Origin of the sequence: Streptomyces sp. IBSNAI002 (assembly GCF_052244475.1) — a bacterium.
Taxonomy (GTDB): domain Bacteria; phylum Actinomycetota; class Actinomycetes; order Streptomycetales; family Streptomycetaceae; genus Streptomyces.
The window spans coordinates 7776288-7801582 of record NZ_JBQPXG010000002.1 but is presented as its reverse complement, the minus strand read 5'-3'; the positions used below and the strand labels follow the sequence as shown (position 1 = coordinate 7801582).

At 74.1% G+C, this 25295-nt stretch carries 18 protein-coding genes and 2 pseudogenes; 9 read left to right on the top strand and 11 right to left on the bottom strand.

The window, feature by feature from the left end:
- Positions 1-4: 4 nt before the first annotated feature.
- Positions 5-349, bottom strand: a complete 345-nt coding sequence (locus ACTVZO_RS36150) for a hypothetical protein (RefSeq protein WP_443302362.1) — start codon at positions 347-349, stop codon at positions 5-7.
- A gap of 262 nt (positions 350-611) precedes the next feature.
- On the opposite strand from ACTVZO_RS36150, the gene ACTVZO_RS36145 reads away from it, so the two are divergent.
- Complete coding sequence (locus ACTVZO_RS36145; protein ID WP_443302361.1) at positions 612-821, top strand: hypothetical protein; 210 nt, start codon at positions 612-614, stop codon at positions 819-821.
- 51 nt (positions 822-872) lie between these two features.
- Here the strand turns inward: ACTVZO_RS36145 and ACTVZO_RS36140 are convergent, their stop codons facing one another.
- From ACTVZO_RS36140 to ACTVZO_RS36130, 3 genes are all read right to left on the bottom strand, one after another.
- Complete coding sequence (locus ACTVZO_RS36140; protein WP_443302360.1) at positions 873-2843, bottom strand: ATP-binding cassette domain-containing protein; 1971 nt, start codon at positions 2841-2843, stop codon at positions 873-875.
- Positions 2844-3180: 337 nt separating this feature from the next.
- Positions 3181-3825 carry a dihydrofolate reductase family protein gene (locus ACTVZO_RS36135; protein ID WP_443302359.1) on the bottom strand — a complete coding sequence of 215 codons (645 nt, stop codon included), beginning with the start codon at positions 3823-3825 and terminating at the stop codon, positions 3181-3183.
- A 174-nt stretch (positions 3826-3999) separates the two neighbouring features.
- Entirely contained in the window at positions 4000-4644 is a 645-nt protein-coding gene (locus ACTVZO_RS36130) for a M15 family metallopeptidase (RefSeq protein WP_443302358.1), read from the bottom strand.
- Between the two features lie 214 nt (positions 4645-4858).
- Here ACTVZO_RS36130 and ACTVZO_RS36125 point away from each other — a divergent pair, with 214 nt between their 5' ends.
- From ACTVZO_RS36125 to ACTVZO_RS36115, 3 genes are all read left to right on the top strand, one after another.
- The gene (locus tag ACTVZO_RS36125) at positions 4859-5245 is read left to right on the top strand and encodes a VOC family protein (RefSeq protein WP_443302357.1); all 387 of its coding nucleotides are present in this window, start codon (positions 4859-4861) and stop codon (positions 5243-5245) included.
- 235 nt (positions 5246-5480) lie between these two features.
- Positions 5481-6188, top strand: a complete 708-nt coding sequence (locus ACTVZO_RS36120; RefSeq protein WP_443302356.1) for a hypothetical protein — start codon at positions 5481-5483, stop codon at positions 6186-6188.
- A 61-nt stretch (positions 6189-6249) separates the two neighbouring features.
- Positions 6250-7089 carry a dienelactone hydrolase family protein gene (locus ACTVZO_RS36115; protein ID WP_443302355.1) on the top strand — a complete coding sequence of 280 codons (840 nt, stop codon included), beginning with the start codon at positions 6250-6252 and terminating at the stop codon, positions 7087-7089.
- 47 nt (positions 7090-7136) lie between these two features.
- Here the strand turns inward: ACTVZO_RS36115 and ACTVZO_RS36110 are convergent, their stop codons facing one another.
- Positions 7137-7610 carry a carboxymuconolactone decarboxylase family protein gene (locus ACTVZO_RS36110; protein ID WP_443302353.1) on the bottom strand — a complete coding sequence of 158 codons (474 nt, stop codon included), beginning with the start codon at positions 7608-7610 and terminating at the stop codon, positions 7137-7139.
- Positions 7611-7762: 152 nt separating this feature from the next.
- On the opposite strand from ACTVZO_RS36110, the gene ACTVZO_RS36105 reads away from it, so the two are divergent.
- Positions 7763-9925, top strand: a complete 2163-nt coding sequence (locus ACTVZO_RS36105; protein WP_443302352.1) for an FUSC family protein — start codon at positions 7763-7765, stop codon at positions 9923-9925.
- Between the two features lie 96 nt (positions 9926-10021).
- Here the strand turns inward: ACTVZO_RS36105 and ACTVZO_RS36100 are convergent, their stop codons facing one another.
- Together ACTVZO_RS36100 and ACTVZO_RS36095 are read right to left on the bottom strand one after the other, a co-directional pair.
- Positions 10022-11230, bottom strand: coding sequence for a cytochrome P450 family protein (locus tag ACTVZO_RS36100; protein WP_443302351.1), 1209 nt, complete (start codon positions 11228-11230; stop codon positions 10022-10024).
- Positions 11231-11486: 256 nt separating this feature from the next.
- Positions 11487-13292, bottom strand: a complete 1806-nt coding sequence (locus ACTVZO_RS36095) for a hypothetical protein (protein WP_443302350.1) — start codon at positions 13290-13292, stop codon at positions 11487-11489.
- 170 nt (positions 13293-13462) lie between these two features.
- On the opposite strand from ACTVZO_RS36095, the gene ACTVZO_RS36090 reads away from it, so the two are divergent.
- Positions 13463-14212, top strand: coding sequence for a ricin-type beta-trefoil lectin domain protein (locus ACTVZO_RS36090; RefSeq protein ID WP_443302349.1), 750 nt, complete (start codon positions 13463-13465; stop codon positions 14210-14212).
- 209 nt (positions 14213-14421) lie between these two features.
- Here the strand turns inward: ACTVZO_RS36090 and ACTVZO_RS36085 are convergent.
- Together ACTVZO_RS36085 and ACTVZO_RS36080 are read right to left on the bottom strand one after the other, a co-directional pair.
- A pseudogene (locus tag ACTVZO_RS36085) lies at positions 14422-15132 on the bottom strand (IclR family transcriptional regulator); the annotation flags it as partial.
- Positions 15133-16040: 908 nt separating this feature from the next.
- Positions 16041-16619: an RNA polymerase sigma factor gene (locus ACTVZO_RS36080; RefSeq protein WP_244291365.1), complete on the bottom strand. Its 579-nt coding sequence runs from the start codon at positions 16617-16619 to the stop codon at positions 16041-16043.
- 457 nt (positions 16620-17076) lie between these two features.
- Here ACTVZO_RS36080 and ACTVZO_RS36075 point away from each other — a divergent pair, with 457 nt between their 5' ends.
- The 3 genes from ACTVZO_RS36075 to ACTVZO_RS36065 are packed head-to-tail and all read left to right on the top strand — an operon-like array spanning position 17077 to position 20594.
- The gene (locus tag ACTVZO_RS36075; RefSeq protein WP_443302348.1) at positions 17077-18492 is read left to right on the top strand and encodes an MFS transporter; all 1416 of its coding nucleotides are present in this window, start codon (positions 17077-17079) and stop codon (positions 18490-18492) included.
- A 30-nt stretch (positions 18493-18522) separates the two neighbouring features.
- Positions 18523-19215 carry a response regulator transcription factor gene (locus tag ACTVZO_RS36070; protein ID WP_443302347.1) on the top strand — a complete coding sequence of 231 codons (693 nt, stop codon included), beginning with the start codon at positions 18523-18525 and terminating at the stop codon, positions 19213-19215.
- Complete coding sequence (locus ACTVZO_RS36065) at positions 19212-20594, top strand: ATP-binding protein (protein ID WP_443302346.1); 1383 nt, start codon at positions 19212-19214, stop codon at positions 20592-20594. Before ACTVZO_RS36070 ends, ACTVZO_RS36065 begins: the two co-directional genes overlap by 4 nt.
- Before the next feature lie 25 nt (positions 20595-20619).
- Here ACTVZO_RS36065 and ACTVZO_RS36060 read toward each other — a convergent pair whose 3' ends face one another.
- Positions 20620-21588, bottom strand: a complete 969-nt coding sequence (locus tag ACTVZO_RS36060) for a TAXI family TRAP transporter solute-binding subunit (RefSeq protein ID WP_443302345.1) — start codon at positions 21586-21588, stop codon at positions 20620-20622.
- A gap of 20 nt (positions 21589-21608) precedes the next feature.
- Positions 21609-25194 (bottom strand): annotated as a pseudogene (fxsT, locus tag ACTVZO_RS36055) (FxSxx-COOH system tetratricopeptide repeat protein).
- Positions 25195-25295: the final 101 nt, after the last annotated feature.

Genomic DNA, 25295 nt, shown 5'->3' with positions numbered 1-25295 from the left:
CGGACTACCTCGCGTCGCCGTCCGGGACGACCTCGACCTCCGGGGGTTCGCCCCGCTCCACGGAGCGGCGGTTCTCCCGCCAGGCCCGTACCCCGCTCTTGGCCTGCTCGTACACCTCTTCGAACAGCTTGGGGCCGACGATGCCGACCAGGACCAGCATGATCTCCAGCCCCGCGCCCATCGGGCTGCCGGGGCTCTCCTCGGTCCCGGCACGCTCCCTGATCTCCAGGTCGCCGCTGCTCCGCAGCGCCTCCAGCTTGTGTTCCCGTTCGAGCCACGCCTTCAGGGCTCCGACATCGCTCGCGCTCGCGCCCTGCCCCAGGCGTATGCGGACAACCGTTTTCGGCAAACCCTCCCCCTTGGTCATAACTCAGCATCATGGCATGTGAGTTGGGGGCGTGGGGAGACATCGGTCCGGGCAGGTCCGCGCCCGCGCGCGCCGGGGTCCGCTTCGGCCTGTGACGTGCCCGCCACGCAGAGCCGCCCGGTACGGCGCCGGCGGGGCCCGCCGGCGCATGGGGCGGAGGAACGGGGGCAGGTGCCGCAGGACAGCCCCGCCGACGGGAGCGGTCGGCATCCGGCGGCAGCGTACGGCGACGAGGAGGACGGCCATGGACGAGCAGGGCGGCGTGGGAGGAGTCCCGCTCCACGACGAGCAGCCGGGGGCCCGGCACCATCGCAAGCCGCCGCGCCCCGACGGGCCCGACGAGAAGAAGACGGCGGCGGCCGACACGGACGAGGCGAGCCGTCTCGACCGGCCGCAGCAGCCCGAGAAGCCGGACGGGAAGGGGACCCGCTGGGTGAGCCCGCGCGGGGAGTGACCCCGCGCGAGGAGTGACCCCGGCGTGACGGCCCGGGCCACCGTCAGGGGCTCAGCGGTCCTGCGCGAGTTCGTACAGCTCGCGGAACCGGCCGCCGTTCAGGGTGACGAGCTGGTCGAAGGGGCCCTGTTCCACGATCCGGCCGCCGTCCAGGACGATGATGCGGTCGGCGAGCCGGCAGTTCTCCATGCGGTGCGTGACGATCACCGTGATCCGGTCCTCCTTCATGCCCCGAAGCCCGGAGAAGACCATGTGCTCCCCCCGGGGGTCCATGGCGCTCGTCGGCTCGTCCATGACCAGCAGGCCCGGCCTGCGGTGGAAGGCGCGGCCGCACGCGATGCGCTGCCACTGGCCGCCCGAGGGTTCGTGGCCGCCCCACACCGAGCGGGCCAGGAGGGTGTCGAGGCCGTCGGGGAACCCCTCGACGGCCGCCCGCATGCCGACCGCGTCCAGCGCGTCCCACACGGCGTCCTCGCCGCGGGGGTCCGGCCGGCCGAGGGTGATGTTCTCCCGGGCGGAGAACGGCCAGTACCCGTACGACTGGGTCACCAGGCCCACGTGCGCCCAGGCCGAGCGCTGGTCTGCGTCCGAGGTCGGTACGCCGTCCCAGGAGACGGTGCCGGAGGTCGGGGCGGTGAGCGAGGTCAGCAGCCGGATCAGCGTGGACTTGCCGGCGCCGTTCTCGCCGATGACGGCGACCACCTCACCCTTGGCGAGGGTGAGGGAGACCGGTCCGAGGGAGGGGGTGTCCTTCCCGGGGTAGGTGTACGTGGCCTCCTCCAGCCGGATCTTCTCCGGGGCGCCCTCCATCACCTGCGGGCCGCGCGGGCCGGACTTCTCGGCGGCCTCCTCGACGAAGGCGGTGTAGTCGCCGAGGTAGAGGGCGTGCTGGAACATGGCCGCGCCGTAGACGACGAGCTGTGACAGCGCGGCCGTGGAGGTCCGCATGGCGACGATGGCCGTGCCGGCGGCGGCGATGGCCATGTAGCCGCCGACGACGAGCCCGGCGAGTGCCCCGTACGTCGCGACGACGAAGGTCCCGGAGGCCGCGGCGGCGATCAGGTACACGGTGAGGTAGCGGGGCGCGGAGCCGACCATCCTGGAGTCGATGCGCTCGCATACCGCCGCGTACCAGTGGTGGGCGTAGGGCCGCATGCTGTTGCCGCGCAGCTCGTCGGCGAGCTTCGGGGTGGTCAGGTGCCAGCGCATCATGTGCTTGATGTTGCGGGCGGCGACCGTCTGGTTGTGGAGCCGGTAGTCGAGGCGGGCGGCGTACACCGAGCCGAGGCCCCGGGGGACCACCGACAGCAGGAGCAGCGGCAGCAGCACGGGGTGGACCACGGCGAGGACGGACGCGACTGCGACCATGTCGATGATCCCGCCGGTGAAGCCCAGGGCGTCCTGCAGGAGCATGGCGGAGCGGGCGGAGCCGGTCTCGGCGGCCTCCGAACGCTCGGTGAAGTCGGGGGCGTCGTAGGCGGCGAGTTCCACGTCCATGTGGGCGTCGACCATCGCCAGGTCGGCGAGGGTGGCCATACCGGGGTTGAGGCGGCGGGCGGCGCTGCCGGCGGCGATGGAGGCGAGCGCGCCGAAGGCGGTCATCGCCGCCGCGACGGCCAGCGGCCAGGCGGCGGCCGCGATCCGTTCCCTGACGCCGTCGCCGGCCAGCAGCGGGACCATCGCCTGGGAGACCGCCGCGAGGGCGGCCGCGGTGCAGATCCCGCCGAGGATCTGGGCGGTGACCAGCACCCGGAAGGCGGTGCGGTTGACGGCGAGGGCGAGTCGCGCGGTCTGCTTCAGGGCGGCGGGTACGCGTCGGGCCATCTGCCCGAGCGACAGTGCCTCCATGGTCTCGTTGTGCTGGCCCCAGCTGTACGTGAACTCCGGCGGGGCGGGCGGTGCGGCGGGTTCCGCCTGCGCCGCCCGTTCCGGCGTCCGCCGCTCGCCCCGCTGCTCTTCCTGCTGCTCTTCCTGCTGCTCTTCCTGCTGCTCTTCCTGCTGCTCTTCCTGCTGCTCGGACATGCGCGCTCTCTCCTTCAACCGGGTTGTCGTGGAGGCCGGTTCACGTGCTTCCGCGCATGGCCGGGAAGCCCGGGTCCGCGGTGTGCGGAGGGGCTGATGCGGGGTCGCCGGAACTGGAGGGAGTGAGTAGAGCGCAGGCCGGGGGCCGGAGCAGCGGGATCTGGCCGACCTCGCGGCGACGGCCCCCTTGGCGTGGCCGCTGATCGTGTCCGGCCGCCCTCGGGTTCCGGGGGCGGCCGGTGCGACAGGTTGGCCGGAACCGGCCGGTGCGGGGGTCGGGTCGGCGGAAACCGCTTGCGGCCGTCGCCGGGGGCCGCGCCGGGTTCGGATGCTCAGGTCATCCGCGCCAGAACAGGTGGTGCTTCACGCCGCTCGGGCTGGGCACGATGTCGAGGTGGAAGCGGTCGAGCAGTTCCTCCGGGGACTCCCAGAGCCGCGCTCCGGAACCGATCCGCACCGGGGAGACCGCGACGTGCAGGGTGTCGACGAGGTCGGCGTCGAGGAACTCCCGGATGGTGGCGGCCCCGCCGCCGAGGCGGACGTCCTTGCCCTGCGCCGCCTCCTTCGCCTGTTCGAGGACCGCGGCCGGGTCGGCGTCGACGAAGTGGAAGGTGGTGTCGGAGAGCGTGAACGACGGACGCGTGTGGTGGGTGAGGACGAACACCGGGGTGTGGAACGGGGGCTCGTCGCCCCACCAGCCGCGCCAGTCGAGGTCCTGCCAGGGGCCGCGCTGGGGACCGAACTTGTTGCGGCCCATGATCTCGGCGCCGATGTTGTGCGCGAAGTCCCGCGTGAAGTAGTCGTCGAGGCCGCGGCTTCCCCCGGGCTCGGTGCGGTTGGGCCAGCTCGCCGTGGCACCCGCCCAGGCGAACATGGTCCCGGGATCGGCGTCGCCGAACGGCCGCTCGAGGCTCTGGTTCTCACCGGCGCCGAATCCGTCACTCGAGACGTTGAAGTTCTGCACTCTCAGCAGCTGGTCCACGCGTTTCCTCCTGCGTCGTCGGAAGCGGGGGGGACGGCCCGGGACGGGCAGACCCCCCGCCGCTGCCGCGATCCAACCCGCTGCGGCCCGCGAACGCGATCACCGACCCGGCGCGGCAGGCGCCGTGAGCCGCCTGCGCGTGCGCTCCACGTGCGCATGCCTGCGTACGGGGGCTCAGCCCCCGGTCGCCGAGAAGTGCTGGTAGTCGGGGTTGGACCAGTCGCCGCCCCAGTGCCAGCCCACCTCCTCGAAGGCCCGGGTGATGACGTCGCCGGGGCGGATCATGCCGGGGGCGGGGGGCTCGCGCCGCAGCTGCGGGCGGCCGACGGCCGGACGGGGGGTGCCGCCGCGGTCCACGTACGGGTTCTCCACCGGGTTGACGTCCACGGCGTCCCCGTAGGCGTGCCGGGAGAGGCGGCCGGGGTCGCCGGTGACCCGCCGGCAGTTGAAGGCGGACGTGTTGTCGTCGGCCATCGACCGTTCGTCGTCACCGTCGTAGGCCGCGGCCGGCCTCATCCGGCGGATGGGGAACTTCGCCTCGAAGGCCTTGCCGAAGACCCGCAGGAGGGGCTCGACCGCCCGCTCGTGGACGACGAGTTCGCCCCGGTGGACCTTGCCGTCGAAGCCCCAGTGGTTCATCCGGATCAGCCGCAGCCGGTCGGGGCCGACCGGGCAGCCCGGCCGGTAGGTGGCGCCGAGCGCCTCCGCCGGCACCTTCTGCACCTCGGCCGCCAGCCCGGTGTGGACCTGGACGCGGCCCGCGGGCGGCGGCGGGGCCGCCGGAGCGGCCGTACAGCCGAGGGCGGCCGTGCACAGCACGACGACCGCGGCACCGGCGGTGGAGGCGAGGCGCGCGGCGCCGCGGCAGGGGGCCTGCCGGGCCGCTCCGCACGCCCCGCGGGCCGGGCTCAGACCGCGCCCCGGGGAGCGGGCCGCACCTCGATGCCGCGCAGTACCTCCGGCGCCGCGTCCTCGCGGACCTCGATCACGCGCTTGCGTACCATGCTCCGACCATAGATCGAGGCCGGGAGTCATGGTGCACGTACTGAGCGGCAGGATCCTGCTGACCCCCACGGACCCCGAGCGCTCGCGCGCCTTCTACGGCGGCACGCTCGGGCTGGCCGTCTACCGCGAGTTCGGCACTGGCCCGGAGCGCGGGACGGTCTACTTCCTCGGCGGCGGGTTCCTGGAGGTGTCGGGGCGCGCCGAGGCGCCGCCCGCGCCCGGGATGCGGCTGTGGCTCCAGGTCGAGGACGCGGCGGCGGCGTACGAGGAACTGCGCGGCCGGGGCGCCGAGGTGCTGCGGCCCCCGCTGCGCGAGCCCTGGGGCCTGATCGAGATGTGGATCGCCGACCCCGACGGCGTGCGGATCGCCGTCGTGGAGGTGCCGTCGGACCACCCGCTGCGCCACCGCCCCTGAGACCGGGGCAGGCTTGGGCCGTTCGGGTGAACGGGAAGCGCGGAACCAGGCGCCGTCCGGGTCCGGTCCGGCGGCCGGCGAGCAGCAGCCCCGCCATGCCGGTCTCGGCCACCCGTTCGCGCCCGCCGGCCCCGCTCTGCCCGGGGCGGTTTCGAGGGGTCGGGGCAGGTCGGCGGGGTGTCCGCGGCCTGTGTGACCATGGCTCGTCTACACATCCGCGCCTCATGGGGGGACCATGCGCACCCGCACCACCACTGCCACGACCGGCCTCGTCGCCGTACTCGCGGCGCTGCTCGTCCTGGCCGGATGCACCACACCGCAGGGGAGCCCGCGCGGGGCGGTGAGCTCCGGACCTTCGGCGCCCGCGCCCGGCGGTGGTGGCGGGTTCGAAGGGCCGCGGCCGCAGGATCAGAACCTGCTGGCGTGGACCGGCGACCCCAACGACGCGGGGCACGTCACCGCGCAGACGGCCGCGGGGGTCGGGGGGCGCGTCACCCTGGTGCGGATCGTCCTGCGCGAGGAGATCACCTGGTCGAACATCTGGCTGGGCCTGGCGGGACTCGACCCGAACGCCCAGCTCGCCAACTGCCAACTCGGCGTGTACGACGCCAAGGGCACCCTGGTCGCGGCCACTCCCGACATCTCGCCGCAGCTGATGACGGAACCGATCGCCAAGCCGTTCGCGCTGGCCAAGCCGTTCACCGCCGCGCCCGGCACCTATTTCATCGCCCTCCTGCTCAACGGCAGTTGGGCCACCAACGCCCTCACCCTGAAGTCCACCGGGGCCGGCATCTCCGTCAACGCCGGTCTGACACCGCCCCATCTGCGCTACAGCACCATCCTGACCGGTCAGACCTCGCTGCCGGCGAACGTCGACCTCAACGAGCAGTCGACCAGCACCATCAACACCGGCTGGGCCAGCCAGTGGTACGCGATCTCCTGAGCCGCCCACCGGTGTAGCTTGCCGGTTGACCGAGCGACCCGAGGGCGGAGGGAGCGAGCCCGTGGCAGACCACGACCTGGCCGGATTCACCGAGGACACGTTCACCCACGACGGCGCCTCCCGCCGCGTACTGCGCACGGGCACGGGCCCTGCGGTGATCGTCATGGCGGAGATCCCGGGCATCACCCCCAAGGTCATCGAGTTCGCCGAACGCGTGGCGGAGTCCGGCTGTACGGCCGTGCTGCCGGTGCTCTTCGGCACACCCGGCCGTGACGCGAACCCCGCGGCCCGCGGCTGGCCGAGCACCGGCCGCTACATGGCCTCGTCGCTGTGGCGGGTCTGTGTGAGCCGGGAGTTCACCCTGCTGGCCACGGGGCGCAGTTCGCGGGTCGTGCGGTGGCTGCGCGCGCTGGCCGCCGCGGAGCACGAGCGGTGCGGCGGCCCCGGGGTCGGCGCCGTCGGCATGTGCCTGACCGGGGGCTTCGCCCTGGCGATGGCCACGGACGAGCGCCTGCTCGCCCCGGTGCTGGCCCAGCCCTCGCTGCCGCTGGCGTGCACCGCGGGCAGGGCCGGCTCCGTCGACATCAGCCCCGGGGACCTGGCGCTCGTCCGCGCGCGCTGCGAGCGCGAGGGGCTCCAGGTCCTGGGGCTGCGGTTCCGGGGTGACCGGCTGGTGCCCGGGGAGCGGTTCGCGCACCTGCGGCGCGAGCTCGGCGACGCTTTCGTGGCCGTGGAGCTCGACGACGGTGCGGCGAACCCCGAGGGGGTCTTCGCCCCGCACTCGGTCCTCACCGAGCACCTCGTCGACGAGCCCGGCCAGCCCACCCGGCAGGCGCTGGACGCGGTCCTCGGCCTGTTCCGCTCGCGGCTGCTCGGCGAGCAGCCGCGAGCCGGTGCCTGACCCGTCCCGGCGACCGGGGCGGCCGCCGGATCCGGCGGGCGGGCCGGCTATCCGAACTGGCCGGGCTGGTAGTCGCCGGCGGGCTGCTGGACGATGACGTTCAACCGGTTGAAGGCGTTGATCACGGCGATCAGGGACACCAGCGCGATGAGCTGCTCCTCGTCGTGGTGCTTGGCCGCGTTCTGCCAGACCTCGTCGGAGACCCCGCCGGCCGCGTCCGCGATGCGGGTGCCCTGCTCCGCCAGCTCCAGGGCGGCCCGCTCGGCGTCGGTGAAGACCGTGGCCTCGCGCCACGCCGCCACCAGGTGGAGGCGGGTCGCCGTCTCCCCGGCGGCGACGGCGTCCTTGGTGTGCATGTCGGTGCAGTATCCGCATCCGTTGATCTGGCTCGCGCGGATCTTCACCAGTTCCTGGGTGGCGGCGGGCAGCGGTGAGTCCGCGACGACCTTGTTCGCGGCGATGAAGTGCTTCAGGACCTTGCCGGCGGCCGGGCTGCCGAAGACGTTCAGGCGGGCGTTCATGGTGGCCTCCTGTGTCGTGCGTGTCGGGGGTGTCGGGGGTGTCGGGGGTGTCGTGCGGGTGGATGCAGAGCTGAGACAGACCGGACCGGCCGGATGTGACAACAGCACGGGTGTGACCTGCGTCACCGGCCGGGTCGGGGGATGCTGGTTGCATGGCCGGCGTTCCCTGGGCGGGGCTGCCCGCCGCCTACCGGGCGGCGGCCCGGCGGTCGGTGCGGGTCACCCTGGCCGCCAGTGCCGGCTTCTACCTGTTCCTGTACGGCTTCGGCTCGGCCGACGCCGCGACCTACGCGGTGTTCGCCGCCGTGTCCATGGCGGGCCTGTCGCACATTCCGGGTACCGGCCGGCAGCGCGCCGCGATCGTGCTGCGGCTCATGCCCGCCTGCTGGGTGCTGATCACCATCGGCACCTACCTGGCCGTACGGACCTGGAGCGCGGTCCTCGGCATGCTGGTGGTGGGCTTCGCGCTGGCCTTCGCCGCCGTGGGCGGGCCGCGCCCGGCGGGGGCCGCGCCGGGACTCCAGCTGATGTACATCCTGCCGTCCTTCCCGCCGTACGATCCCGCCTCGCTGGGCGAGCGGCTGGCGGGCGCGACGACCGGCCTGGCCTTCCTGGTCCTCGCGGAGGCGTTCGTACTGCCCGATCCGCCGACCGTCCCGTACCGGGAGCTGGCCGCGCGGGCCGCCGACAGTGCGCGGCGCTGCGCCGACGAGCTGACCGGGGCGTCCTTCACGCTGTCCGACGCGACGGCGCGGGCGGCGCTGGCGGCGGGCACCGCCCTGCGCTCCTCGCTGGTCCCGGAGGCCGAACGGCCGGCCGGGGCGAGCGTGCGGGACCGGGCGCTGTCCCAGACCGGGCTGTCCCTGCGCACCCTGCTGGGCAGGCTGTCGCTGCTGCCGCCGGTCCCTGACGGGCCGGATCCGAGCCGGGCGGGACTGGACGCACTGCGCGCGGTACGGGACGCGGCGGAGGAGACGGCCGGGCGCCTGCGCGGCCGGCCGCCCACCGGGGACGCGCACAGCGAGCTGCTGCGGGCCCGCTCGGCCCTGGCCGCGGGCCCGGAGGCCGACGCCTCCCCCGCGGTGCTGCGCCGGCACGTGGCGGTGCTGGAGGCGGCGGACGCCGCGCTGGCCATGTCGACGGCCGCGTGGATCGCGGTACGGGGCCGGGCCGGCGCGGAGCGGGCGGCGCCGGGCCGGTTCTGGTACGCGACGATGCCCGCGCCCCTGCTGTGGTGGCGGCGGCTGGAGGGCCACGCCGGCGGGCGGTCGGTGTTCTTCCAGAACGCGGTGCGGATCAGTCTGGCGCTGGCGGCGGCGCGGGTGATCGCGGGGGTGGACTCGCTGCCGCACGGGTTCTGGGTGCTGCTGGCGACCTTGACGCTGACCCGGACGACGGTGCGGGAGACCCGCTCGACGGTACGGGTGGCGCTGACCGGAACCCTGATCGGCGCCCTGGTCGTGGCCGGGCTGCTGGCGCTGGTGGGTACGGAGATCGCGGTGTACGCGGCGGCGCTGCCGCTGCTGATGCTGGTCGCCTTCACGCTGGGGCCGGTCAAAGGGGTGGGCTGGGCCCAGGCGATGTTCACACTGGTGGTCGCCCTGGTGTTCGCCCAGTTGGCGCCCGCGACCTGGCAGCTGGCCGAGTTCCGGCTGCTGGACGTACTGACCGGCAGCGCGATCGGCGCCGTCTTCGGTCTGCTCGCCTGGCCCCGGGGCGCCCAGGACGAGCTGCGGAGGGCGATGGCGGTGCTGCTGCGGGGCACGGCGGAGACCGTGGTCGCCACGACGGCCCAGCTGGCGGCGGGCGGGGTGCGCGAGCCCGTGGCCGCGACGGCGCCGGGGCAACGGTCGCTCCAGCACGCGGTGATCATGGCGGAGTCGGCGTACGCGCAGTTCCAGAGCGAGCCGAAGGAGCCGGCGCAGGCGCCCCCGGGGCAGGACTGGCAGGCGACCCTGATGGCCGGGCACCACACGCTGTGGGGCGCGGACCGGCTGCTGGTACCGCTCGAGCGGGTCGACGTACCGCCCCTGCCGCGGGATCCCGCGCGGGCGGTGACCCGGCTCGGCGACCGGGTGGCCGGACGGATGCTGCTGGTGTCGGCGCGCCTGGACCCTCGGGACGACACCCCGGAGGGGCCGGTTCCGCTGCGGGGTCCGGATTTCGACGGGTTCTCGGCGGAGCCGCCGGGCGCACCGACCTCGTACTACGCGGCCGCGGAGTGGCTGGACTCGCTCATGACGGACCTGGAGCGCATCACCGGACAGTCCGGGAACGGCCGGGCAGGACCGGGCGGCGGGCGCTCCGCGGGCTGAACCCGGTTCCGGCCGGCGGCGGGGAGGAGCAGGGCGCGGGCCGCGGGGCCGGTGCGCCGCCGTGCGTGCGGCGGACCGGCCCCCGGTGCGCGCAGGTCACCAGCGCACGGGCAGTTCGCGTACGCCCCTGATCAGCATGCCGGGCACCCAGGACAGCTTCGTCTCGTCGGCGTCGCCGGCGAGCTCCGGGAAGCGCTCCAGCAGCGAACGCAGCGCGATGCGGCCCTCCATCCGGGCCAGCGGTGCGCCGAGGCAGTAGTGCAGGCCGTGCCCGAAGGCGATGTGGCCGCGGGCGTCCCGGCGGATGTCGAAGCGGTCCGGGTCCTCGAAGCGCGCCGGGTCGCGGTCCGCGTCGGCCATGGCGATCAGGACGGCCGAGCCGGCCGGGATCACCACCCCGCCCATCTCCACGTCCTCCAGGGCGAGTCGCTCGGTGCAGGTCTCGACCGGACCGTCGTAGCGGAGCATCTCCTCGATCGCGCCGTCGAGCAGGCCGAGGTCCGCGCGCAGGTCGGCCAGCTGGTCCGGGTGGGCGAACAGGGCGCGCATCCCGTTGCCGATCATGTTGACCGTGGTCTCGTGCCCGGCGATGAGCAACAGGACGCTCATGCCGATGAGTTCCGAGGGCGAGAGCCGGTCACCGCCCTCGTCGACGGTGTGGATCATCGCGCTGAGCAGGTCTTCTCCGGGAGCGGCGCGCTTGGCCTCGATGAGCTCGGTCAGGTACCGGGGCATCTCGGCGTACGCGACGGCCTCGGCCTCCGGGCTGGTGCGGGCCACCATCTCGCTGGACCACCTGCGGAACGCCTCGCGGTCCAGCTCGGGCACTCCGAGCAGTTCGCAGATCACGGTCATCGGGAGCGGGAAGGCGAAGGCGTTCACCAGGTCGCCGCGGCGCGCCGGGTCGGCATCCATGGCGTCCAGCAGTTCGTCGGTCACCTGCTGGATGCGCGGAGCCAGTGCCTCGATGCGGCGCGGGGTGAACTCCCGGGCCACCAGGCGGCGCAGCCGGGTGTGGTCCGGCGGGTCGGACATCAGCATGTGGGCCAGCGCCGGGTGGTCCTGATCGGCGTTGATGATCTGGCCCATGTCACCGGATCCGCGCCAGTCCCTGCTCAGCCGCGGATCGGTGAACGCCGTGCGACAGGCGTCGTGTCCGACGACCAGCCACATCTCCTCCCCGTCCGGGGTGCGCACGTGGTGGACGGGTCCCTTCGCACGCAGTGCCGCGTAGACCGGGTACGGGTCCCGCGTGAAGTCCGGGCTGAGCTCCAGCAGATCCACGATGGCAGGTCCAAGCACCATTCCAATTCCCCCCTGAATCGTATGCGTTGCGACATCGCACGCACGCCGATGTCGGTAAGCACCAACGGTATTCGTGGCGGCGTCCCGGCCTGCGACCGGACCCCGTTGACGGACTGTCGACAGTACGCGCCGCGGCCGGTCCGCGCGCCATCGGGCCGACCAAGGCTCCAGCGGGACTCCACCCGGACGCCATCCGCGTCCGGTAGGGCGCGCTCCGAGGGCCTGCCGGCGCCGCGCCGGGCGGCCGCCCGGCGCCTCAGCCCGGCAGCCGGGCCGCCACCAGCGCCAGGCCGCGCCGCAGTCTGCGGAAGTAGGTCGCCCGGCTCAAGTGAAGCCGCCGCGCGACCTGGTGGTGCGTCCGGTCGCGGCCGAGGTAGTACGCCTGGAGGATCGCCCCGGCCTCGGCATCGGCGCGGCTCTCCGCGTCCGCCAGGTCCAGTACGGCGCACCTCAGCCAGCCGCGGAGCGCGTCCGGGGACTCGAACTCCGGGCACGACAGCAGAGGGCTCGCGGACAGCGCCACCGGGTCGCCGATCCTGGCGAGCGCCCATGCGACGAGGGCCGCCGCGTCCTGGCCCCCGTACGGCGATCCCACCGGCGGCGGCGCGAGCGCGCGCATCCACCCCGGCAGCCGTGCGGGGCTGAAGTCGTGGCTGTAGACCTCCGGCCGGCGCCCGCACCGGTACACGTCGTCCCGGATGCCGCCGTGCGGCCGGAAGGTCAGCGTCCGCAACAGTGCCTGATAGTCCGGGCTGGCGGTGGAGACCACCAGGTGACCGGCGTGCACGGCGCTGACCAGGATGTCCCGCAGGATCTGCGCGTGCGTCACGGGATCCGCCCCGTACGCCGCCCCGAGGAAGAGCCCCGGTCGGCCGCCGGCCCCCAGGGCCGCCGTGTGCTGCTGGAGCAGCGGCTCGATCCCGCCCTCGGTGCCCGCGCCGACCGGCACCAGCGCGGCCAGGCCCACCGGCCGGCCGTCCCGGTCCCGCGCCAGCCGGAACGACGAGGGCCCGTCCGCAAGCCAGCGTTCGGTGATCGCCTGGGAACGCCGGACGTCGAACCCGCCGCGCACCGCCCACCGGTGCATCAGCCGTTCCACGTCCGGCGCCTCCTCCGGACGGGCGGGGCCGATCCGCGACCCGTCCTCGGCGGGCGGGAACAGGGTGCTCCGCAGCAGCGGGTCGCCGCTCAGGAACAGCCCCTGCTCCACGAGACCGGCCCGCTCCTCGGGCCCGGCCGTGTGTCCGGCGAGCAGGAGGCCGCGGTAGTCGGCCGCCCGGGTGCGCACCTGCGCGTGCGCCTTCGGCCGGCGCCACTGGTACGCCAGCTCGAACAGGCTGCGGTACGGCTCCCGTACCGCCAGGCCCAGCCGCTCGCGCCGTACGACGCTCAGCCCGGCCAGCGTCGAGAACAGCGCGGGGCCGCCCGCGACCAGGTGCTCGTCCCCGGCCCGTACGGTCGCCAGCAGGCGCAGGGCGTGGCGCCAGCGCCGGCCCGGCCGCTCCCGGCCGAGCCGCTCCAGTACCTCGCCGGCCATCAGGTCGGCCACCGCGCCCGGCGCGTCCGGGGCGATCCCCGAGTGCAGGGCCCGGCAGGCCAGTTCGGCCAGCAGCGGCACCCCGCCGGCCAGCCGCACCACCAGCGCCAGCCCCTGCGGGTCCGTGACGCCCGCGGCCCGCGCCTGCGCCTCGACCGCCGCGGGCGGCCTGGGCCCGACGGTGACGGTGGCCGGACCGGTCTCCGCCCATCCCGCGGCCGCCCGCAGCGGGAGCCTGCTCACCAGCAGCACCGGCCGGGGCGGGCACGCCTCGTGCAGGGACGCGGCCAGCGCCTCGGCCTGCCCGGGGCCGTCCACGCCGTCGATCAGCAGGAGGCCGTCCGGCCCGGCGACGAGCCCCCGCAGCACGGTGGGGTCGCAGGCCTCGCCCGGTTCGAGCCTGGCGGAGACCGGCAGCCGCGCGGCCAGCCGGCTCTTCCCCGTCCCCAGTCCGCCGGTCAGGTTGACCAGGGCGCACTGCGCGAGGGCGGCCCGCAGGCGGGCGAGATCATCGGTGGTCTCCACGGACCCGGGACGATACCCACCGTGATCACGCCAGTCACGGCGGGAACCGGCCGTTCGCTGACCGGAGTTGATACTCCGGTGAGACTCCACGGCGACGGGGCGTGGCTAGTGTCGTCACCACCGCGGGCCCGGCGGTTCCGATCCTCCCGATCCTTGTGAAAGGACCCCTCGTGAAGTTGGCTCGATGGCTGTCGACCGCGGCCGCGACCTTCCTGGCCGGCGCGACCCTCTTCGCCGGACCCGCCGCCGCCGCACCCGGCCCGGCCACGGCACCCGCCGCCGCGGCCGCAGGCGCCGCGGCGAACGTCCCGACCGCGCCGAAGTACTTCCTCGGCGCCGGCTACGGCCCGCTCAACATCGCCACCGACGCGGCCTGGAACAGCGCCTACGCCCAGGCCACGCAGGAGGGCTACCCCGCCGCCAACTGCGCCCGCTCGGCCGGTCCCGTCGCCGCACCGATCGGCAACGGCGGCTACTACCAGGTCTCCCTGGAGATCTACTGCGTACCGCCGCCGCCCCCGGGCTCCGGGCAGATCGTCGGCGTCCACTCCGGCAAGTGCCTGGACGTGAAGGGCGCCAAGACCGCCGACGGCACGCCCATCCAGATCTACGACTGCAACGGCACCAACGCGCAGGCCTGGAAGCTCGAGGCCAACGGCACCGTCCGCGCCCTGGGCAAGTGCCTGGACGTCCAGTACGGCAAGACCGAGAACGGCTCGCTGATCGGTCTCAACTCCTGTCACGAGGGGCTGAACCAGAAGTGGGAGCAGCTCCCGAACGGCCTGCTGCGCAGCGTCCATTCGGGCAAGTGCCTCGACGCCCTCGGCTGGGCCACCGGGAACGGTGCCCGCGTCGGCATCTGGGACTGCACCCCGCACCACACCAACCAGCAGTGGCGCGGCTCCGCCCTCGGCACCTGACGGTTCCGCGGACCAACGGCCCGGCCCGCCGGACGCCCCCGCCCGGACTTCCCGGGCGGGGGCGTCCGCGTCCGGCGCCCGGCGGTGCCGGGCTCCGGCGCGCACGGGGTCTAGGCGGTCGGGGACAGGATGCCGCTGCCCAGTCCCGCGGGGCCGCTGTCTTCCTCCCGCGCGGCGCTCTGGGATGTGGCGGGCTGGGTGCTGCCGATGACGATCAGGGCGATCAGGACGGCCGCGGCCTCGCTCTGCAGGATCCGTGCGGCCTGTTGCAGGCGGCGGGGGTCGGTGGCCGGGATGGACAGGGCCACGCACTCCGCGTTCGGGCCCGCCGTGATCGGGACCGCGGCGCAGAGGGTGCCCAGCGCGTACTCCTGGATGTCGAGCAGGGGGGCGCTGGGCCGGCGGCTGTCGAGCTGCTGGAAGAGGGCCTGCGGGGTGCCGAGGGTGTGGGCGGTGAAGCGGGTGAGCCGGTGGCGGGAGAGGTGGTCCTTGCGCTGGTCGTCGTCGAGCTGGGTGAGCAGGGCCTTGCCGACGGCGGAGGCGTGGGCCGCGGCCCGGAAGTCCACCCATTCCTCGACGAGCGGTGTGGCGGGCCCGTCGGCGTACTGGGTGATGGAGACCTCTCCGTCGGTGTAGCGGGCCACGTAGACGGCTGCTCCCACCGCGTCGCGCACCCAGGCGAGCGTCTCCTGGAGGTGTGCGCGGCCGTCCTCGCCCGGGCCGAGGCGCAGGGCGCCGCCGGCGATGTAGGCGTCCGGGCCGACGGGGGTGACCAGCGCCGCGCGGACCAGTTGCTCCACGGCCCGGGCCAGGGCCAGTTGGGGCAGGTCCGTCTCCCGGGCGATCTGGGTCAGGCTCACGCCGCCCGCGTAGCGGTTGATCGCTTCCAGCACGCGCAGGGCGCGGTGGACCGATTCCATCGCGGCCGGTGCGGGGCGCCGTCCCGCCGAGCCGCGGGGGGCCCGGGCCGGCTGGGGCTCGTCGAGTACGTCGAGGGCCCAGGCGTGCGCCGCCTCGTCGGCCAGGTGCAGGGGGTTGAGGCGTGCGTGCTGGGCCACGGCGGCGGCGACCTGCGGGCCGGGCATCGGCACGTCTCCCAGGTCCGGGTCCTCGGACCAGACGTGCGCCGTGACGGCCCGCCGCAGCCGCGGGGGCAGCCGGTACGGGGGGCGTACGAAGCGGCCCGCGCCGGTGAGGGCGGTGAGGTCCTGGGTGGTGATGGGCGGGGAGGTCCAGATGATCGAGGCCCGCAGGGCTTCCTCGAGGGTGTCGGGGATCTCCGGCAGGGCCGGCAGGTGCTCGTCGGGGGGCAGGGCCTGTGCCTGCCGTTTCCAGTGGCGGGCGGTCTTCACCTCGGCGCGGGCCAGGTGGTGGAGGTAGAGGCAGCGGGCGGCGGTCTGCGACCCCGCGCCGGCGGCGTACTGGAACCAGAACTGCGCGCCCTCCTCGTCGTCCAGGTGCAGGAGGCAGCCGAACAGCAGTGCCGAGTCCGGTCCGTGGGGCCAGGAACCGGCGCCCAGGGCGATCTCCGCGAAGGCCCGGCTCTCGGCCAGCGCCCAGGCGATCTCGTCCAGGGTCCGGGCCGCCCGTACGTGGCACGTGGCGTCGAGCACGAGGTCGTCGACTCCGGCCGAGCGCGGCGCGGGCACGCCGCCGCCCTCCGTGCCGATCGCCGCCCGGGCGCGGTCGGCCGCGATCCGGCGGGCGATCCGGCGCCGTGCCGCGCCCTCGTCGTATCCGGCGTACTCCTCGACCAGGACCTCCGCTCCCCGCAGGGCCGCGTCCAGTCCGTCCCACGTCACAGGGTCGCGATCGCGAGTCACATCGCTCACTGGTCCTTCTCCTCTCCAGGGACCCAGTCCACCCCGAGTTTCCGGGACAGGGTTCGGCGCGCGCCTCGGATGTGCGAACGGACGGTCGCCGAGGAAATGCCCATCATGCGGGCGACCGTGTCGTTGTCGTTGCCCAGCAGGAAGGCCAGCAGCACCACGTCGTACTGCCGCTCGGACAGGTCCGCGATCGCCGCGTACAGGCCGAGTTTCGACTCCAGCAGTTCCATCCGCTCCCGGGAGGCGCGGCGCAGCGCGGCGAACCACGCGGTCTCCACCATGGCCACCGACCGGGCCGAGACCGCGAGCCTGCGCTCGACGTGCTCGCGGAGCACGGCCCACGCGAACCCGTGCAGGCTCGCCTCCTTCAGGGCGTGCGGCCACACCTTGAGCAGGAAGGTGAACACGTCGTCGACCACGTATTCGGCGTCCTGCCGGGAACCCAGCTGGAGATGGGCATAGCGCAGGTAGGCGCGATGCTGCTGGGAGTGGAAGGCGGTGTAGTCCACCGGCAGGACGCCGGCCAGCTCACTGGAGACCGCCTGGTCCCCGGATGGGTCGAACTCGCCCTCACTCATGCACTCTCCCACGGCTGCTCGTCGCCGACCACCGGGTCGGCGACACCCTGACCACGTCAAAAGCGAAAACACTTACCGCGGTAGCGGCTATCAGCACGAGGGCAACGACCTCGACATCCACGTCTGCGTGAAACCTTCCCGATGGTGTGCGTAGCGCGCCTGCCTGCCCCCCGGCTCCGGCAGTCGTGGAGCATGGAACGCTCCTGATCCCCACCCCATCGGAAAACAGGGCCGATCGTGCAAGCCGGTCTTCGGGAATCTTCCGGAGATAGCGCACCCGCTCCCCCGCACGCCCCTTGGCGCCCGCGCACGCCCCCGGCTTTCTTAGCGGGACGTTAGATCTGGGTGGCGGAGCTTGTCCGCGGGTCGCGGCGGCCGCATGCTCTGGGCACTTCCCCGCCACCGGGGCATCTCCCCCGTCCCCGTCAGGGACTTCCGCCTTCCGTCTGGAGCCGCCATGTCCTCGTCCACCGTGACGCCCGCCCCTCCGCCACCCGGGGACGAGCGCAGGAGGCGCCGTCTCGCCCTGATCGGCGGATCGCTCGGAAACCTCGTCGAGTGGTACGACTGGTTCGTCTACGCCAGCTTCGCGATCTACTTCGCCGACTCCTTCTTCCCCGGCGGCAATCCGACCACCCAGCTGATGAACACGGCGGGCATCTTCGCGGTCGGCTTCCTGATGCGGCCCGTCGGCGGCTGGATCCTGGGCCGCGCCGCCGACCGGCACGGGCGCAAGAGCGCGCTGACGCTGACCGTCACGATGATGTCGGTGGCGGCCCTGCTGATCGCCGTCGCCCCGACCTACGGCCAGGCCGGGTACTTCGGCGCCCTGGTGCTGCTGCTCGCGCGGCTGCTCCAGGGGATGAGCATCGGCGGCGAGTACGCGGCCAGCGCCACCTACCTCACCGAAGCGTCGGCCCGCGACCGGCGCGGCCTGGGTTCGTCCTTCCAGTACGTGTCGATGACCTGCGGGCAGCTGCTCGGCCTGGGCATCCTGATCACGCTTCAGCACACGCTGACCACCGCCCAGTTGGAGAGCTGGGGCTGGCGCATCCCCTTCCTCCTCGGGGCGTTGTTCGCGGTGGTCGTCTTCTGGCTGCGGCGGCGGCTCCAGGAGACCGACGCCTTCAAGGAGGAGGCGGACGGCGAGGACGCGGCCGACGACAGCGCGCGCGGCACGCTGAAGGTCCTGTGGCAGCACCGGCGGCAGGCCGGACTGGTCATGGCGCTCACCCTGGGCGGCACCGTGGCGTACTACACGTACACCACCTACCTCACCAAGTACCTGGTGGGCAGCGCCGGCATGGCGAAGACCACCGCCACGCTGGTGAGCTTCACCGCGCTGGCCCTGTTCGCCGTGCTCCAGCCCTTCGCCGGGATGCTGTCCGACCGGATCGGCCGCCGCCCCCTGCTGATCACCTTCGCGGTGGGCTGCACCGTCGGCACCTACCCGATCATGACCGCGCTCGGGTCGGCCTCCTCCTACTGGTCCGCGCTGGGGCTGTCGCTGCTGGCCCTGGTGATCGTCACCGGCTACACCTCGATCAACGCGGCGGTCAAGGCCGAGCTGTTCCCGACCCGGGTGCGCGCCCTGGGCGTGGCACTGCCGTACGCGATCGCCAACGCGCTGTTCGGGGGTACGGCGGAGTACGTGGCGCTGTGGTTCAAGAGCAGCGGCCACGAGAAGATGTTCTTCTGGTACGTCTCCGCGTGCGCGCTGGTCTCCCTCGTGACGTACGTGCTGATGCCGGACACCCGCAATGCCGCGCTCAGCCGCGCCGAGGAGCGGGCCGACGCCGAGGCCAAGGCGCAGGCACAGGACGGGGCCGATGGCGGCCCGGACCGGCCCGCGGCGGCTCGCGTAGGCTTCTGACCCCGGTCTCAGCTCGCGAGGTAACTGTCTATGCACGCGCTTCTCGTCGAGGACGACGACCGCATGGCCCAGGCCCTCGGCACCGCCCTCGCCCAGCGCGGGCACACCGTCCGCCGGGTGGGCCGCGCCCTGGACGCCCTGCGGTTCGTCCGCGAGGCGGACTTCGTCCTGCTCGACCTCGGGCTGCCCGATCTGGACGGGCTGGAACTGCTGCGGCGGCTGCGCACCGTCTGCGACGCGCCGCTGATCGTGGTGACCGCCCGCTGCGAGGAGCGCGACATCGTGCAGGGGCTGCGGGCGGGCGCCGACGACTACGTGGTCAAACCGTTCCGGATGGCCGAGCTGATGGCCCGTATCGACACCGTACGGCGGCGGACGGGAGCCCCGTCGTCCGGCCGTCCGGAGGCCGGGGGCGGGCGGGTGCGCAGCGGGGACGTCGAGGTCGACACGGCGGGCCGTACGGTGACGGTGGCCGGGGCGGAGGTCCGGTTGACCCGCCGGGAGTTCGACGTACTGGCCTTCCTGGCGGCCCGGCCCGACGAGGTGCACTCCCGGGAGGAGATCCTGGACCGGATCTGGGGTGACGCCTTCCTCGCCGCCTCGCGGTCGCTGGACGTCCACGTGGCGGGGATCCGCGCCAAGACCGGCCGCTCCGGCCTGGTGCGCACGGTCCGCGGGTTCGGCTACCAGCTCGGTTCCCCCGGCGGAGGCGGCGCGCGGTGAGGCGGCGGCTGCTCGTCGTGCTGATGGTCCTGATGGGCGCGGCGGCGCTGCTGCTCTGCGCCCCGCTGGCCGACGCCTACGCCCGGGGCCGGACCGAGCACCTGCTCCTGCAACGGCGTTCGGAGGCCGTGCGGTTCGCCGATCTCGCCGAACGGATGCGCACGCGCGCCGACCGGGAGGAACTGTCCGCCGAGATCGGCCGGTACGCCCAGCTGTACGGAGCCGGGGTGGCCGTGGTCGACACGGCGGGGGCCACGGTCGCGCGGGCCGGGGCGGGGGCCGCCTGGGAGGACGCCCGCGACGCGGACGAGGCCGGGCGCCGCGCGCTCACCGGGCGCTCCACGGACCGGCTGCCCACCGTCCGCCCGTGGGGCCCGAAGACCGTGGTGCTCGCGGAGCCGGTGGGCCGGGACGAGCGGGTGAGCGGGGCCGTCCTGATGGCCGTGTCCACCGACGCCGCCCGGCTGGACGTCACGGTCCGCTGGTCGGTCATCGCCGCCGGGGCCGCCGCGGCCTTCGCGGCGGCCGCGCTGGTGGCCGCGGGCATCGCGCGCTGGCTGATGCGCCCGGTCGGCGATCTGGACCGGGCGGTGGAGGGCCTGGCCGCCGGCAGTCTCCAGACGCGGGCCGTCTCGGACACCGGACCACCGGAACTGCGACGGCTGCGGCAGCACTTCAACATCATGGCGGAGGCCGTGGCCGACTCCATCGGCCGCCAGCGCGATTTCGTCGCCGACGCCTCCCACCAGCTGCGCAATCCGCTGGCCACCCTGGTGCTGCAACTGGAGAACATCGAACCGCACATCGCCCCGGGGCCCGGCCGGACCGAGCACACCCGCGCCCTCGACGAGGCGGAACGCCTGGAGGAGCTGCTCGACGGGCTGCTGGCCCTGGCCCGGGTGGAGTCCGGGAGCGCGGAGCCGGCGGACCAGGACGTGGCGCGGGCCGTACGGGAACGGGTGCGGGCCTGGACTCCGGTGTTCCGCGACGCCGGGCTGGAGCTGACGGCCGACGGCCCGGCGGACGGCCTGCGGGCCCGGGCCCTGCCGGACGCGGCGGGCCGGATCCTGGACGCGGTCCTCGACAACGCCGTCAAGTTCGTGCCGCGCGACGGCCGTGTCGAGGTGACCGCCGGGCGCGGTGCGGACGGGACGGCCGTCGTACGGGTCGCGGACGACGGTCCGGGCGTGGCGGAGGACCAACTGGACCTGCTGCTGCGGCGTTTCACCCGCGCGCCCGAGCACCAGAACGTGCCCGGCAGCGGTCTGGGGCTGGCCATCGCCGACGAGATCGCCCGGATCAGCGGCGGCCGGCTCGGCGTCGGCGGCAACACCCCGCACGGTCTGGTGGTCGAGTTCCGCCTCCCGTCCGCCCCCTAGGTCGTCTCTTGCCGTGGCCGTCCGGTCAGCCGTAGACCGACCGGTAGTAGGTGACGGCGCCCGGGTGCAGGGGCACCGCCCCGGTCGAGATCGCGAACCGGGGCTCCAGGCGTGCGCCCGCCGTCACTTCGCGCAGCAGGTCGCTCCACCGCTCGAACACCACCTGGAGCAGTTCGCGGGTGGCGCTGCGCGGTACGTCGTCTCGGGCCAGGAGGTAGTTGCCGACGCCGACGGTGCCCACCGGCTCCGTGAGCCCGTACACCCCGGCCGGGAGGGTGACCGCGCTGTAGACGGGGCCGTGGCCTTGGCGCAGCACGTCCACGTAGCCGTCCAGCGGGAGGAACCGCAGCGGCAGTTCGCGCGCCAGCCCGGCCAGCGCCGGGGTGGGGACCCCGCCCGACCAGAACAGCGCGTCGACCGCGCGCTCCCGCAGTGCCGCCGCCGACGCGGCGAGCCCCAACTGCCGTTCGAGGGCGGCGGCGGAGCCGTCGCCCAGCCCGGCGGCCCGCAGGACCCGCCCGGCCACCACCTGTACGCCCGAACCGGTCGCCCCGGCCGCGACCGGCCGTCCGGCGAGTTCGCTCACCGACCGTACGGATCCGTCCGCCGGGACGAGCAGGTGCGTGTAGTTCACGTAGACCCGGGCCAGCGCCGTCACCGCGGCCGGGCGGGTGAAGGACTCGCGCCCCAGCACCGCGTCCTCGGCCGCGTCCGCCATGGCCAGTGCCAGCTCCACCGAGCCGTCGTCCAGCTTGCGCAGGTTGTCCACGCTCGCCGAGGTGCTCACCGGGACGATCTCCAGACGGCGGCCGCTCGCGGCGACGGCCCGGGCCAGGGCCTCGCCGAAGGCGTTGTACGGTCCGCCCTCCGGCCCCGTCGCGAGCCGGAGCCGCCGCACCGGGCCGGAGCCGCCCGAGCATCCGGCGAGCCCCGCCGCGACCGCGCCGAGCCCGGCGCCCATCACCCGTCGGCGGGTCACCTCCGCACTCGTCACGGCCGCAGCGTAGCGAGGGATCACAGGGCCAGGGGTTCCAGGTCGCGGTGGATCCTGCGGTGCGCGCGGGCGGCGCGGGTCAGGGCGTGGTCCTCGCCGAGCAGCCGCGTCAGCTCGGCGACGGCCCCGGCCCGTATCCCGGCCGCCTCCCGCGCGCGGCCCGTCCGGTCCAGGCCGACCGCCAGGTTGGAGGCGGCCGCCAGGGTGTCGGGGTGGTGGGCGCCCAGCGTCTCGCGCAGCCGCGGCACGGTCTGCCGGTCGAGTTCCAGGGCGCCCTGCGGATCGTCCAGTCCGGCCAGGGCGCCTGCCAGGTTGAGCTGGGCGATGAGCGTGTGCGGATGGTCGTCGCCCAGGACCTCGCGCAGGGAACCGAGGGTCCGGCGGAGCATGGGCTCCGCCACCTCGGCCTCCCCCGTGGCGCAGTGGCAGACCGCGAGGTTGTTGACGGCGGCCAGGGTGTACGGGTGGCGCTCGCCCGGCACCTTCAGGTAGGCGTCGGCCACCTCCTGCGCCAGGTCCCGCGCCCCGCCCGGGTCCCCGGTCGCCAGCAGGTCGGCCGCCAGGTTCAGTTCGCAGGCCAGCAGGTCCGGGTTGCCCGGGGTGCAGGCGGCCCGGTAGCGGTCCCGGGTGGCCTTGGTCAGCCGCAGCGCGTCCACCGGCCGGCCGGCGCGGCGCAGGGACACGGCGAGGTCCTTCGCGGCCGACAGGGTGCCGGGGAAGCCGTTGCCCAGCGTGCGCCGGTAGCTCTCGTGGGCACGGCTGAGCAGGTGTACCGAGTCCTCGTACCGGCCCATGTCGCGCAGGTCACGGGCGAGGTGCCGGGCAGAGGACAGGGTGTGCGGGTGGTCCGGGCCCAGCACCTCGGCGCGCAGGTCGAAGACCCGTTGGTCGATGTCCCGGGCCCACGCGTACTGCCCGGCCATGCGCAGGCTCAGTGCCAGGTTGTTCGCGGCGGCCAGGGTGCGCGGGTGCGCCTCGTGGAAGATCTGCGCGAAGCCCTCGTGGGCGGCGTGCGCCAGCTCCCTCGCCTCGCCGTACCGGCCGAGCGCGCCCAGGTCCAGCGCCAGGGCACTGGTGGTCATGTACGTGTGCGGGTGCGAGTCCCCGAGGACGTTGCGCTGCCGTTCCAGCGTGACTTCGTCCAGCTCCTTCGCCTCCGCGAACCGGCCCAGGGAACGGAGGACGCTGGAAAGCTGGAAGCTCAGGTAGAGGTAGGGGACGTCGTCCTCGCCCAGGGTTTCCCGCCACGTCTCGCGCAGCTCTTCGGCCAGCCTGCGGGCGCCGTGGAGGTCACCGCGCTTCCACAGGTAGCGGACCCGGTCGATCAGCAGCCGGCGCGTCTGCGGCTCCTGGCAGTACCGGGCCTCGGACGGGGCCAGGTGCGGCCAGATCGTGGCGAACTGCGGCCAGTTGTCCGGGTTGTCGATCGGCTCGTCGTCGTCCGGCCGGGCTCCGGCGAGGATGCGGTGCACCGCGTGCCGGGTCTCGCGCTGCTCCTCCTCGGTCAGCTGCGACCGGATCACGGCCTGGAGCAGCCGGTGCACCTCGATGCCTTCGCCGGCCCGGGCGACCTTGGCCAGCCCGAACCGGCCGATCTCCCGGAGCACCCGGCCCAGCACCATCTTCTCCTGGAGCGAGGCGTCGTACGGCTTGAGGGCGTCGATCATCTCCCTGCCGTAGAGCAGGTTCGCCGAGATCCGCTCGGGCGCCAGGAAGGCACAGAGCTGGAGTAGCCGCACGGCAGCCGGGGAACGGTCCCGGAGCCGTTCGATGGAGATGTTCCACGTGGCGGCCACCGGCTCCGGGTAGCCGGGCGGCTGGCTCAGGCCCAGGACGCGCGCGGGGTGCCGGGCCAGCTGCTCCAGGTACGCGGCGACCGGCGTCGCGGTCTCGGCTAGCCAGGCTCCCGCCTGTTCCAGCGCGAGCGGCAGGTCGCCCAGTGCCGCGGCCAGCTGCCCGGCCTCCTCCTCCCCCAGGCCGGGTGCCCGGCGCCGCAGGTGCTCGACGGACTCCTCGCGCGGGAACACGTCCACGGGCACCGAGGCGGCGTACTGCGACCAGCCTTGGTTGCGGGAGGTCACGAGCACGTGGCCCGGGCCGCCCCGCGGGAGGAAGGGGATGAGGCTTTCGGGGTCGTCCGCGTTGTCGAAAACCAGCAGCCAGCGGGCGGACGGCTCCCCGCGCCGCAGCAGGTCGACCGCCTCCTGCGCGGCGCCCGCCATGTCGTCCCCGCTGCCCGCGCCCAGCCGCACGGCCAGTTCCGCGAGCGCGGCGACGATGTCGTCGGTGTGCTCCGCGGAGATCCACCACACCAGGTCGTAGTCGGCCTTGAAGCGGTGCGCGTACTCCAGGGCCACCTGGGTCTTGCCCACACCTCCGAGTCCGTGCAGGGTCTGCGGCAGCAGCACGGCCAGGCCGCGGCCCAGCGGGTCGCACATCCGCTCCAGCACGGAGGCGCGCCCGGTGAAACCGGGGTTGCGGGGCGGCGCGTTCCAGACCGTCGGGACGGTTCCGGGGCGACGGGGGCCGTCGGTGTCCGCCTCGTCGTGCCGGAGCGGGCCCTCGCCGGGCGGGGGCGGGGAGGGGCGGGTGTAGGCGTTCCGGATGCGTCGGCGCGTGCCGGGCTCGACGGTGGGCATGGAGGTGACGGCGCCTTCGGTGATCATGGCCGTGAGCCGTTCGAAGGCGGCGAGCAGGGAGTCGGTGAGCCCGGGCTCGTCGCCGAAGACGGCCAGGGTCTCCTCGTAGGCGTAGGAGGATCGGTACGGGATCTCCACGGCGCGCCAGTAGGAGGTGAGCTCGTCCCCGGCGATACCGCGCAGGAAGCGGTCGAACGTGGTCCGGGCCAGTGCGCGGCCCGCTTCGGCCCGGTCCGGATCGCTCTCGTCGACACGCATCGGGACGGGGCGGATCGTGATGCCCCGGTCTCCCAAGGGCTCGTCGATCCCGCGGGCGACGGCCGCGGCCCCGTCGATGGACTGGCCGGACAGGGTGAAGCAGTCCACCAGCACGTCCGGGAGGTGGACGGTGCAGATGCCGGTGGTGTCGGACAGGCCGGTGCGGCTGTCGATCAGGACGTAGTCGTAGTTCCGCTTCATGTCGGCGCGCAGGGCGTCGAGGAAGTGGCCGCCGCCGAACCGGTCGTAGAAGTCGTCCCAGTCGAAGGTGGTGACGGTCGTGGCGTACTCGCGGTTCTGCCGGCCGGCCGAGAGGAAGTCGAGGACGCCGCCGTCGGGGAACTCCCAGCCCAGGGCGGCGGACGCCGTTTGCGACGGCATGGGGCGCCACGCGCGCGTAGTCCTCGTGCCAGCCGTCGAGGCGCGCACCCGGTCTGGTCACGGCGGACACGTACTCGGTGACCAGGTCCATGACCCCGGTGGCGTACCGGTGCGTGTCGGGATCCAGGAAGGGGTGGAGGAAACGGTGCAGGCCGGGAGCCTCGAGGTCCCAGTCCACGGCGAGGACCCGGCTGCCGTTGGCCGCGAGGATCCAGGCGGTGTTGGCCAGCGCCATGGTGCGGCCGGCGCCGCCCTGGTACGAGTAGAAGGTGACGATGCGTCCGTCACGGCCGTCGCTGTCGCTGTCCCTGTCACGGCTCCCGGTCATGCGCGTCCCCCCGGCCGGTGTGTATGTGCTCCATTGAACGGGCCCGGGCCCTGCCGGCGCCAGAGCCCGACCCCTCGTCTCGTACCCGGGCCGGCCCCGTC

Bases quoted from the DNA above. Each gene is read 5' to 3' on its own strand.
- ACTVZO_RS36145 (WP_443302361.1), top strand. From the start codon at position 612: ATGGACGAGCAGGGCGGCGTGGGAGGAGTCCCGCTCCACGACGAGCAG.
- ACTVZO_RS36140 (WP_443302360.1), bottom strand. From the start codon at position 2,843: ATGTCCGAGCAGCAGGAAGAGCAGCAGGAAGAGCAGCAGGAAGAGCAG.
- ACTVZO_RS36125 (WP_443302357.1), top strand. From the start codon at position 4,859: ATGGTGCACGTACTGAGCGGCAGGATCCTGCTGACCCCCACGGACCCC.
- ACTVZO_RS36120 (WP_443302356.1), top strand. From the start codon at position 5,481: ATGCGCACCCGCACCACCACTGCCACGACCGGCCTCGTCGCCGTACTC.
- ACTVZO_RS36110 (WP_443302353.1), bottom strand. From the start codon at position 7,610: ATGAACGCCCGCCTGAACGTCTTCGGCAGCCCGGCCGCCGGCAAGGTC.
- ACTVZO_RS36105 (WP_443302352.1), top strand. From the start codon at position 7,763: ATGGCCGGCGTTCCCTGGGCGGGGCTGCCCGCCGCCTACCGGGCGGCG.
- ACTVZO_RS36100 (WP_443302351.1), bottom strand. From the start codon at position 11,230: ATGGTGCTTGGACCTGCCATCGTGGATCTGCTGGAGCTCAGCCCGGAC.
- ACTVZO_RS36080 (WP_244291365.1), bottom strand. From the start codon at position 16,619: ATGAGTGAGGGCGAGTTCGACCCATCCGGGGACCAGGCGGTCTCCAGT.
- ACTVZO_RS36075 (WP_443302348.1), top strand. From the start codon at position 17,077: ATGTCCTCGTCCACCGTGACGCCCGCCCCTCCGCCACCCGGGGACGAG.
- ACTVZO_RS36070 (WP_443302347.1), top strand. From the start codon at position 18,523: ATGCACGCGCTTCTCGTCGAGGACGACGACCGCATGGCCCAGGCCCTC.